Source organism: Demequina sp. (genome assembly GCF_047975725.1).
Classification (GTDB): Bacteria; Actinomycetota; Actinomycetes; order Actinomycetales; family Demequinaceae; genus Demequina.
Genome location: NZ_JBKEED010000002.1, coordinates 1 through 8,509 on the forward strand (window position 1 = coordinate 1; position 8,509 = coordinate 8,509).

12 protein-coding genes and 1 pseudogene are annotated in these 8,509 nt (G+C 66.1%); 12 read left to right on the top strand and 1 reads right to left on the bottom strand.

All coding sequences use genetic code 11. The annotated features are described in order from the left end of the window. The 3 genes and pseudogenes from fusA to ACK5NO_RS00135 form a co-directional block, all read left to right on the top strand. Positions 1-717: pseudogene (gene fusA / locus ACK5NO_RS00125) on the top strand (elongation factor G); the annotation flags it as partial. A gap of 119 nt (positions 718-836) precedes the next feature. Beyond that, positions 837-2,027 (top strand): elongation factor Tu, encoded by a 1,191-nt coding sequence (gene tuf, locus ACK5NO_RS00130; protein ID WP_416810635.1) that lies wholly within the window; start codon positions 837-839, stop codon positions 2,025-2,027. A 115-nt stretch (positions 2,028-2,142) separates the two neighbouring features. Further along, on the top strand, positions 2,143-3,096 hold the full coding sequence (locus tag ACK5NO_RS00135) for a hypothetical protein (RefSeq protein WP_416810636.1): 954 nt from the start codon (positions 2,143-2,145) through the stop codon (positions 3,094-3,096). Between the two features lies 1 nt (position 3,097). On the opposite strand, the gene ACK5NO_RS00140 is transcribed toward ACK5NO_RS00135, so the two are convergent. Beyond that, positions 3,098-3,667: a hypothetical protein gene (locus ACK5NO_RS00140; protein ID WP_416810637.1), complete on the bottom strand. Its 570-nt coding sequence runs from the start codon at positions 3,665-3,667 to the stop codon at positions 3,098-3,100. A gap of 268 nt (positions 3,668-3,935) precedes the next feature. Here ACK5NO_RS00140 and rpsJ point away from each other — a divergent pair, with 268 nt between their 5' ends. From rpsJ to rplP, 9 genes are all read left to right on the top strand, one after another. Next, positions 3,936-4,244 (top strand): 30S ribosomal protein S10, encoded by a 309-nt coding sequence (gene rpsJ, locus ACK5NO_RS00145; RefSeq protein ID WP_062074599.1) that lies wholly within the window; start codon positions 3,936-3,938, stop codon positions 4,242-4,244. Positions 4,245-4,270: 26 nt separating this feature from the next. Next, a complete protein-coding gene (rplC, locus tag ACK5NO_RS00150) occupies positions 4,271-4,933 on the top strand; it encodes a 50S ribosomal protein L3 (RefSeq protein WP_416810638.1) in 663 nt (220 codons plus the stop codon). A 4-nt stretch (positions 4,934-4,937) separates the two neighbouring features. Further along, the gene (gene rplD / locus ACK5NO_RS00155; protein WP_416810639.1) at positions 4,938-5,624 is read left to right on the top strand and encodes a 50S ribosomal protein L4; all 687 of its coding nucleotides are present in this window, start codon (positions 4,938-4,940) and stop codon (positions 5,622-5,624) included. A gap of 1 nt (position 5,625) precedes the next feature. Continuing rightward, positions 5,626-5,931, top strand: a complete 306-nt coding sequence (gene rplW / locus ACK5NO_RS00160; RefSeq protein WP_416810640.1) for a 50S ribosomal protein L23 — start codon at positions 5,626-5,628, stop codon at positions 5,929-5,931. Between the two features lie 16 nt (positions 5,932-5,947). Continuing rightward, positions 5,948-6,784 carry a 50S ribosomal protein L2 gene (gene rplB, locus ACK5NO_RS00165; RefSeq protein ID WP_084105089.1) on the top strand — a complete coding sequence of 279 codons (837 nt, stop codon included), beginning with the start codon at positions 5,948-5,950 and terminating at the stop codon, positions 6,782-6,784. Between the two features lie 12 nt (positions 6,785-6,796). Next, entirely contained in the window at positions 6,797-7,075 is a 279-nt protein-coding gene (gene rpsS, locus ACK5NO_RS00170) for a 30S ribosomal protein S19 (protein WP_062293970.1), read from the top strand. Positions 7,076-7,106: 31 nt separating this feature from the next. Then, a complete protein-coding gene (rplV, locus tag ACK5NO_RS00175; RefSeq protein WP_084077282.1) occupies positions 7,107-7,478 on the top strand; it encodes a 50S ribosomal protein L22 in 372 nt (123 codons plus the stop codon). Then, a complete protein-coding gene (gene rpsC, locus ACK5NO_RS00180; protein ID WP_416810641.1) occupies positions 7,478-8,290 on the top strand; it encodes a 30S ribosomal protein S3 in 813 nt (270 codons plus the stop codon). Before rplV ends, rpsC begins: the two co-directional genes overlap by 1 nt. Positions 8,291-8,295: 5 nt before the next feature. Further along, the coding region (gene rplP, locus ACK5NO_RS00185; RefSeq protein ID WP_416810642.1) for a 50S ribosomal protein L16 at positions 8,296-8,509 on the top strand (214 nt) is incomplete at its 3' end.

The following is an 8,509-nucleotide window of genomic DNA, read 5'->3' on the forward strand; positions in this document are numbered from 1 at the left end:
GACATCCTCGTGGACCGCATGCGCCGTGAGTTCAAGGTTGACGCCAACGTGGGTAAGCCCCAGGTGGCGTACCGCGAGACCATTCGCAAGACGGTCGAGAAGTACGACTACACGCACAAGAAGCAGACCGGTGGTTCCGGCCAGTTCGCGAAGGTGCAGATCCGTCTCGAGCCCCTTGAGGCCGACGCCGAGGTCCTGTACGAGTTCGAGAACGCCGTGACCGGTGGTCGCGTGCCGCGTGAGTACATCCCGTCCGTTGACGCCGGTATCCAGTCCGCGATGGAGCTGGGCATCCAGGCCGGTTACCCGGTTGTGGGCGTCAAGGCCACGCTGCTTGATGGTGCCTACCACGACGTCGACTCCTCGGAGATGGCGTTCAAGATCGCCGGCTCGATGGCCTTCAAGGAGGCTGCACGCCTCGCGAAGCCCGTCCTGCTCGAGCCGATGTTTGCTGTTGAGGTCCGTACTCCCGAGGAGTACATGGGTGACGTCATCGGTGACATCAACTCGCGTCGCGGTCAGATCCGCCAGATGTCGGACGCTTCCGGCGTCAAGGTGGTTGACGCGCTCGTGCCGCTGTCGGAGATGTTTGGCTACGTCGGCGACCTGCGGTCGAAGACGTCCGGTCGCGCCGTCTACTCGATGGTGTTCGACAGCTACGCGGAGGTCCCGAAGGCTGTGGCCGACGAGATCATCGCGAAGACCCGGGGCGAGTAACCCCACCGGTTGAAAATCAGGAACAATAACGACCAGTAGGGATGGCCCCCCGGATGGCTTCGAGCCACATCAGGGATTAGCATCTTTACCCAAGTCTCACTAATCAGGAGGAATACCTCATGGCTAAGGCCAAGTTCGAGCGGACCAAGGACCACGTCAACATCGGCACCATTGGTCACGTTGACCACGGTAAGACGACGCTGACCGCCGCGATCTCGAAGGTGCTGCACGACAAGTACCCCGACCTCAACCCCTTCACGCCGTTCGAGGACATCGACAAGGCTCCTGAGGAGCGCGAGCGCGGTATTACGATCAACATCGCGCACATCGAGTACGAGACCGAGAAGCGTCACTATGCCCACGTGGACGCCCCCGGTCACGCTGACTACATCAAGAACATGATCACCGGTGCCGCCCAGATGGACGGCGCGATCCTCGTGGTTGCCGCGACCGACGGTCCGATGGCGCAGACCCGTGAGCACGTGCTGCTCGCCAAGCAGGTGGGTGTTCCTTACCTCCTCGTGGCGCTGAACAAGTCCGACATGGTCGACGACGAGGAGATCCTCGAGCTCGTCGAGGTCGAGGTCCGTGACCTCCTGTCCTCGCAGGGCTTCGACGGCGACAACGCCCCCGTGGTCAAGGTCTCGGCGCTCAAGGCGCTCGAGGGCGACCCCGAGTGGACCAAGACCGTCGAGGAGCTCATGACGGCCGTGGACGAGAACGTCCCCGAGCCCGTGCGTGACATGGACAAGCCCTTCCTCATGCCCATCGAGGACGTCTTCACGATCACCGGTCGTGGCACCGTCGTCACCGGTAAGGTCGAGCGCGGCAAGCTCCCGATCAACTCCGAGGTCGAGATCCTCGGTATCCGTGAGCCCCAGAAGACCACCGTCACCGGTATCGAGATGTTCCACAAGCAGATGGACGAAGCTTGGGCCGGCGAGAACTGTGGTCTGCTGCTGCGCGGCACCAAGCGTGAGGACGTCGAGCGTGGCCAGGTCGTGGTCCAGCCCGGCACCACCACGCCCCACACCTCGTTCGAGGGCAAGTGCTACATCCTCAACAAGGATGAGGGTGGCCGCCACAACCCCTTCTACACGAACTACCGCCCGCAGTTCTACATCCGCACCACGGACGTGACCGGCGTGATCTCGCTGCCCGAGGGCACCGACATGGTCATGCCTGGTGACACGACCGAGATGACGGTCGAGCTCATCCAGCCCATCGCGCTGGAAGAGGGCCAGGGCTTCGCGATCCGTGAGGGTGGCCGCACCGTCGGCTCCGGCACGGTGACCAAGATCCTCAAGTAGGGTCTCTTACCTTCGCGAAGGCGGGGGCTCGGCAGCTGCCGGGCCCCCGCTTTTGTGTCTGCCAAGGCTCCTGCACTCTCAGGAATCTGTGAGTTTTGGCAGCTAGCCTGAAGCAGTGCCCCGGCCCCCCGACCGCTACGTCCGCATGGTGCGCTCTGTCGCACTCTGGGACCCCCATCACGACGTCGCCCATGCCGCCCTGCTGAGCGGGTCCGGCCGCTCGGGCACGACCTGGCTCCTCGAGGCCTACTCGCGCGCGGGTCGCCTGCGGCCGGTCTTTGAGCCCATCCGACCTGACCTCGATGCGCGCTTCGCGGGCCTACGGCCGGGACGCTACGTCCCCGTGGACGCACCGCGCCTGCCCGCTCAAGAGGCCATGACCGACGTCCTCACCGGCCGGTATCGACACCCGTGGTCGGACCAGGAAGCCACCCTCAATCCGCTGCGTCGCTACCGTGGGCGGCTCATCAAGGAGATTCGGTTCCCCACGTGGGCAGGGTGGCTCGCTCACCGACACCCGGAGCTCGCCATTGTCCACGTGATCCGCCACCCGCTCGCGACCCTGTCGAGCCAGAGCGTGCTCGGATGGTCGCCCGAGCGGTTCCACTACATGCTCAGTCAACCCGCACTCGTGGACGGGCTCTTGGCCGACATCCCAATACGAGACTTGCCCATCGAAGACACGACCACTGCGCTCGTGGCGCGGTGGGCAGTGGAGAACACCACCGCGGCACGCACCTATGGGGGATCGCGCTCAACGCTCGTGAGCTACGACCTCGCTGTTCAGGACCCCACCGAATTGCACGCGGGCGCCGTGGCTCTCGGCATCGCGCCCTCGGCGTTGACTGACCTCGACCGGCCGTCGCAGATGGCCCACGCCAAGGGCGCCAACGCCCACGCGGGCAAGGACCCGTGGGCGTGGGTCGCGCGCGTCACGCCGGAGCAGCGCGCCGCGGCCGCGCACGTCCTCGAGACCTTTGGGCTCGCAGCACCGTTCAAGGACACCGGCGAGGTTGACGCGACCGCGCTTCGGGGATGGTGGGAGCGGCAGTCCCGCCTCGCGCGGTAGCTCAGGTCCAGCCGTCGGTCATCTCCGGGGCCACGATCAGGATGGCCACGGTGTTCTCGTACGTGCCGACGACACGGGCGCTTGCCGACTCGAGGCCCAAGGCGAGGGTGGCAGCTTGGGCAGCCACCGCATCGGCGCTTTGCCCGGGTGTCAATGCGGCGTGCGCGATGACCCCTGCAGTGGTGCCGGCACTCGTGAGACCCACGAGGCGTAGGCCTTCGTAGGAGTAACGGTCGTCGATGTAGGAGCCCAGTCCGGCATTGACGCACGCGTCTTCCCAGCGCCACCGAAGCCCGGTGGCGAACGCCCGCTCTTGCGCCGACTCCGTCGCGACGGGCAGGTTGTCGTGGGGCGCGCGCCGCCAGGGGGACAGGGGCGAGCGCCTCAGACGCCACGATAGGCCAGCGAGTCCGGCGGCGGCGACCACGGCCACCACAGGATGAATCCACCACGCGATACCCACGACCGCGATGCAGCCCACGCCCGCGACGATGGGCCTGCGCCACGCAAAAAGGACACCTCCTGGCCCGGCTTCGACGGGAGCGGGTGGGACAATGGTCTCGAACGCCACAGGGGACTCCTTCCGTGCGCGGCGACCTGCGCCAAGCACGAGACCACGATAGCCTGACAGGGTTCGTGCCCGTGTGGACCCGTGTTGCGAGGTCCCTGCGAATCTGGCACAATATTCAGGTTGCCCATTGCGGGCATCCACACACTCACCCACGACGACTCGAGAAATCGAGCAGCGCGGTGGTGCGTCGCAAATGAGCGACACGCCCGAGCGCGGGGGTCGGGGGTGAGGGATCAAAGTCGTACGAGAGAAAAGGCAGAACCACGCCATGGCGGGACAGAAGATCCGCATTCGGCTGAAGAGCTATGACCACGAGGTCATCGACTCCTCCGCCCGCAAGATCGTCGAGACGGTCACGCGCGCCGGCGCCTCGGTTGTCGGCCCCGTGCCCCTGCCGACCGAGAAGAACGTGTTCGTTGTGATCCGTTCGCCCCACAAGTACAAGGACTCCCGCGAGCACTTCGAGATGCGCACCCACAAGCGCCTCATCGACATCGTGGACCCCACGCCCAAGGCTGTTGACTCGCTCATGCGTCTCGACCTGCCCGCGGACGTGAACATCGAGATCAAGCTCTAAAGCTGACGTAAAGGAATCCAAGCACCATGACTACGACTTCCAATGCCCAGCGCGCCGTTCGTGCGCTCCTGGGTACGAAGCTGGGCATGACGCAGGTGTGGGATGACGAGGGCCGGGTTGTTCCCGTCACCGTCCTCCAGGTTGACACCAACGTCGTGACCCAGGTGCGCAACGTCGAGACCGACGGCTACGAAGCCGTTCAGCTCGCGTTCGGCGCCGTTGACCCCCGTCGCGTGACGAACCCCCTCAAGGGCCACTTCGAGGCTGCCGGCGTGACGCCGCGTCGCCACGTGGCTGAGGTTCGCACTGCTGACGCCGCCGAGTTCTCGCTGGGCCAGGAGCTCACCGCCGAGATCTTCGAGGCCGGCCAGAAGGTCGACGTCACCGGCACCACCAAGGGAAAGGGCACCGCCGGTGTCATGAAGCGCCACGGCTTTGCCGGTGTGGGCGCCTCCCACGGTGCGCACCGCAACCACCGCAAGCCCGGCTCGATCGGTGGCGCTTCGACGCCGTCGCGCGTGTTCCGTGGCCTCAAGATGGCCGGCCGCATGGGTAACGCCCGCATGACCGTCCAGAACCTCACCGTCCACTCGGTTGACGCCGACAAGGGCCTGTTGCTCGTCAAGGGCGCGGTTCCCGGCAACAAGGGCGGGGTCGTCCTCATCCGCTCCGCCGTGAAGGGTGCGTGACACCATGGCTGATGCACAGACTGTTGACGTCCTCGACGCCGCAGGCAAGAAGGCCGGCACCGCCGAGCTTCCCGCCGAGGTTTTCGACGTCGTCACCAACGTCCCCCTGATCCACCAGGTCGTCGTGGCGCAGCGCGCCGCTGCGCGCCAGGGTACCCACGCCACCAAGACCCGCGGCATGGTCGCGGGTGGTGGCAAGAAGCCCTACAAGCAGAAGGGCACCGGTCGCGCTCGTCAGGGCTCGATCCGTGCGCCTCAGTTCACCGGCGGTGGCACCGTTCACGGCCCGCAGCCGCGTGACTACTCGCAGCGCACCCCCAAGAAGATGAAGGCCGCCGCCCTGCGTGGCGCGCTCTCGGACCGCGCTCGCGCGGGCCGCGTGCACGTGGTCGAGTCGCTTGTGAAGGGTGACACCCCCTCCACCAAGGCCGCGCTTGCCGCGCTGACCGGTATCACCGGGGGCCGTAGCGCCCTCGTGGTGCTAGAGCGCTCGGACGCCATCGCCTGGAAGTCGCTGCGTAACGCCGCTGACGTCCACGTGCTCTCGGTGGACCAGCTCAACACCTACGACGTGCTGGTGAACGACGACACCGTCTTCACCTCCGGCGCCCTCGAGGCCTTCCTCGCGGGCCCGGCCAAGGGCAAGTCGGCGACCGCCGTCGCGACCGAGTCCGAGGCGGAGGAGAACTAACGTGACCGCGCTGAACAAGAACCCCCGCGACATCCTGATCCGACCCATCGTGTCGGAGAAGAGCTACGGGCTCATGGATGAGGGCAAGTACACCTTCGAGGTGGACCCCCGCGCCAACAAGACCGAGATCAAGATCGCGGTCGAGCAGATCTTTGGCGTCAAGGTCACCTCCGTCAACACCATCAACCGCAAGGGCAAGACGCGCCGCACCCGCTTCGGCATGGGCAAGCGCAAGGACGTCAAGCGTGCCATCGTCACCGTCGGTGACGGCGAGGCCCTGGACGTCTTCTCGGGCCACGCGGGCTAGAAGGAACAGGAATCTCATGGCTATTCGCAAGTACAAGCCGACGACGCCGGGCCGCCGTGGCTCGTCCGTCGCCGACTTCGTCGAGGTGACCCGTTCGGAGCCCGAGAAGTCGCTGACGCGTCCGCTTCACAAGAAGGGCGGCCGTAACAACACCGGTCGCATCACCACCCGTCACCAGGGTGGCGGTCACAAGCGCGCCTACCGCGTGATCGACTTCCGTCGTCACGACAAGGATGGCGTTCCCGCGACCGTCGCTCACATCGAGTACGACCCCAACCGCACTGCGCGTATCGCGCTCCTGCACTACGCGGACGGCGAGAAGCGTTACATCATCGCCCCCGAGAAGCTGTCGCAGGGCACTGTGGTCGAGGCCGGTCCCGGTGCCGACATCAAGCCCGGCAACAACCTGCCCCTGCGCAACATCCCCGTGGGTACTGTCATCCACGCGATCGAGCTCAAGCCCGGTGGCGGCGCCAAGATCGCCCGTTCCGCGGGTGCCTCGGTGCAGCTCGTTGCCAAGGAGGGCCGCTTCGCGCAGCTGCGCATGCCCTCCGGCGAGATCCGCAACGTCGACGCGCGCTGCCGCGCGACCGTCGGCGAGGTGGGCAACGCCGAGCAGTCCAACATCAACTGGGGTAAGGCCGGCCGTATGCGTTGGAAGGGCAAGCGCCCGACCGTTCGCGGTGTCGTCATGAACCCGGTTGACCACCCGCACGGTGGTGGTGAGGGCAAGACGTCCGGTGGTCGCCACCCCGTCTCGCCGTGGGGCAAGCCCGAGGGCCGTACCCGCAAGCCGGGCAAGGAGTCCGACAAGCTCATCGTCCGCCGCCGTCGTACTGGCAAGAAGCGCTAAGGAGCCTGAAGAATGCCACGCAGTCTCAAGAAGGGCCCCTTCGTCGACGACCACCTGCAGAAGAAGGTGGACGCCCAGAACGATGCGGGTACCAAGAACGTCATTAAGACCTGGTCGCGCCGTAGCGTCATCACGCCGGACTTCCTGGGTCACACCTTTGCCGTGCACGACGGCCGCAAGCACGTCCCGGTGTTCGTCACCGAGTCGATGGTCGGTCACAAGTTGGGCGAGTTCGCGCCTACCCGCACGTTCAAGGGCCACGTGAAGGACGACCGCAAGGGCCGCCGCTAAGGCGCCCGAGCGTAGGTAAGAGGAGTTACTGATGGAAGCCAAGGCGCAGACGCGATACCTTCGCGTGACCGCCCAGAAGGCTCGCCGCGTCGTGAACCTGGTCCGCGGGCAGAACGCTGTCGAGGCCGCCGCCTCGCTGAAGTTCCAGCCCCAGGCCGTCGCCGAGGATGTGCGCAAGCTCATCGAGTCGGCGATTGCCAACGCGCGGGTCAAGGCCGACGCTGCTGGTGAGCGTTTCGACGAGCGCGAGCTCGTTATCCAGTCGATCACGGTGGACGAGGGTCCGACCATGAAGCGCATTCAGCCGCGTGCTCAGGGTCGTGCCAACCGGATCCTGAAGCGCACGAGCCACATCACTGTGGTCGTCGCTCAGCCCGCCGCCGTCAAGGAAGGGGCCAAGTAATGGGTCAGAAGATCAACCCGCACGGCTACCGCCTGGGGATCACCACCGACCACCGCTCGCGCTGGTTCGCGGACTCGACCAAGAAGGGCGAGCGCTACCGCGACTACGTGGACGAGGACGTCAAGATCCGCAAGCTGATGTCGCAGGGCCTCGAGCGCGCTGGCGTGTCCAAGGTCGAGATCGAGCGCACCCGTGAGCGTGTGCGCGTCGACCTGCACACCGCGCGTCCCGGCATCGTCATCGGTCGCCGCGGCGCCGAGGCCGACAAGCTGCGTGCCAACCTCGAGAAGCTGACCGGCAAGCAGGTTCAGCTCAACATCCTTGAGGTCAAGAACGCCGAGGTCGACGCTCAGCTCGTCGCCCAGGGCATTGCCGAGCAGCTCGCTTCGCGTGTCGCGTTCCGTCGCGCCATGCGTAAGGGCATCCAGTCCGCGCTCCGCGCCGGTGCCAAGGGCATCCGTGTGCAGTGCTCGGGCCGTCTTGGTGGCGCCGAGATGTCGCGTTCGGAGTTCTACCGCGAGGGCCGCGTGCCCCTGCACACCCTCCGTGCCAACATCGACTACGGCTTCTTCGAGGCGCGTACGACCTTCGGTCAGATCGGTGTCAAGGTCTGGATCTACAAGGGCGACATGACGGAGAAGGAGTGGGCCGCCGAGCAGGCGAAGGCCCCCCGTCCCCAGCGTGGCGGCCGCCGTGACGGCCGTGGCCCGCGTCGCGAGGGTGGCCCCCGCGACCGCCAGCAGCAGTCCGCCTCCGGTTCGGCCGAGGCTCCCGCAGCCGAGGCTCCGGCCGAGGCCAAGAAGGAGGCTTAAGCATCATGCTTATTCCCCGTCGTGTGAAGTACCGCAAGCAGCACCACCCGAAGCGTTCGGGTATGTCGACTGGCGGTACCCAGGTGACGTTCGGCGACTACGGCATCCAGGCTCTCGAGCCCGCGTATGTCACGAACCGCCAGATCGAGGCGGCTCGTATCGCCATGACGCGTCACATCAAGCGTGGTGGAAAGGTGTGGATCAACATCTACCCCGACC

Bases quoted from the DNA above. Each gene is read 5' to 3' on its own strand.
- tuf (WP_416810635.1), top strand. From the start codon at position 837: ATGGCTAAGGCCAAGTTCGAGCGGACCAAGGACCACGTCAACATCGGC.
- rpsJ (WP_062074599.1), top strand. From the start codon at position 3,936: ATGGCGGGACAGAAGATCCGCATTCGGCTGAAGAGCTATGACCACGAG.
- rplC (WP_416810638.1), top strand. From the start codon at position 4,271: ATGACTACGACTTCCAATGCCCAGCGCGCCGTTCGTGCGCTCCTGGGT.
- rplD (WP_416810639.1), top strand. From the start codon at position 4,938: ATGGCTGATGCACAGACTGTTGACGTCCTCGACGCCGCAGGCAAGAAG.
- rplB (WP_084105089.1), top strand. From the start codon at position 5,948: ATGGCTATTCGCAAGTACAAGCCGACGACGCCGGGCCGCCGTGGCTCG.
- rpsS (WP_062293970.1), top strand. From the start codon at position 6,797: ATGCCACGCAGTCTCAAGAAGGGCCCCTTCGTCGACGACCACCTGCAG.
- rplV (WP_084077282.1), top strand. From the start codon at position 7,107: ATGGAAGCCAAGGCGCAGACGCGATACCTTCGCGTGACCGCCCAGAAG.
- rpsC (WP_416810641.1), top strand. From the start codon at position 7,478: ATGGGTCAGAAGATCAACCCGCACGGCTACCGCCTGGGGATCACCACC.